This window comes from Oleiphilus sp. HI0128, assembly GCF_001635365.1.
Map to the genome: position 1 here is coordinate 1 of NZ_LWGG01000297.1, position 1002 is coordinate 1002.

Here is a 1002-nt window from a genome sequence, read left to right on the forward strand (position 1 = left end):
TTTATCAATTATGGTTTTATATCAGCGCGACCAAGACCAGCATTACATTCACGAACTGAGCCATACTAAAAGCGGCCGAGCACAACTATGCATACCTGAACCCGCTGCTTTTAGGCACTGGAAGTCTGCGCTACAAGACCCTGTTCAACGAATAAAAATTCGCGGTTCACAATTATGCGGCGCGACCTGCATAGGCTCCGCACTTGTTATGCTAAGCATCGCTTTAATCCCAAGCATTCAATTATTACTTAAGCTAAGCATATAAGCGTACCTAGATCTCGAGTTCCCTGTATTTAGCGAAAAGCAAAATACTTCCAAAAATCCAGCCCCAGTTGACTTGCGTTATAGCCTTTCCTTCGGCATACCTGCTAATCTTAAGCACATAATATTTTTGATGATTGCCGGAGATAAAAAGTGTTTTCACCCAGCCAACGACAATTCCCTAACAGCCGACTCCGTCGCATGCGCTTTCAAGACTTTTCCCGTCGCTTGATGCAGGAAAATACACTAACAGCCAATGACCTGATTTACCCCATGTTTATTCTTGAAGGTGTAAATAAACGCGAAGCTGTTAGCTCTATGCCCGGCGTTGAACGCCTGAGTATTGACCTACTACTAAAAGAGGCGCAGCAGCTACTAGAGCTTGGTATCCCCGCCGTCGCACTATTTCCCGTCACCCCGAGTAATGCCAAGTCTCTTGATGCCAAAGAAGCTTGGAACCCCGAGGGCCTAGCCCAAAGAGCTGTACGAGCACTAAAAAAGGAATATCCGGAGCTGGGCGTGATTACCGACGTTGCCTTAGACCCCTTTACAACCCACGGCCAAGACGGAATTATCGATGATGATGGATATGTATTAAACGATATTACCGTTAACGCATTAGTTAAGCAGGCTTTGTCACACGCAGAGGCCGGAGCAGACATCGTTGCACCTTCAGATATGATGGATGGCCGAATCGCTGCGATTCGCAAAGAACTGGAAGCCGCAGGCCATATCAATACC

Annotated in this window: 1 protein-coding gene and 1 pseudogene; both read left to right on the top strand. The window is 46.7% G+C overall.

The window, feature by feature from the left end:
* Positions 1 to 265 (top strand): hypothetical protein (locus tag A3763_RS29430; RefSeq protein ID WP_231872089.1); only part of this gene is annotated, 265 nt, incomplete at its 5' end.
* 149 nt (positions 266 to 414) lie between these two features.
* Positions 415 to 1002 (top strand): annotated as a pseudogene (locus A3763_RS03810) (porphobilinogen synthase); the annotation flags it as partial.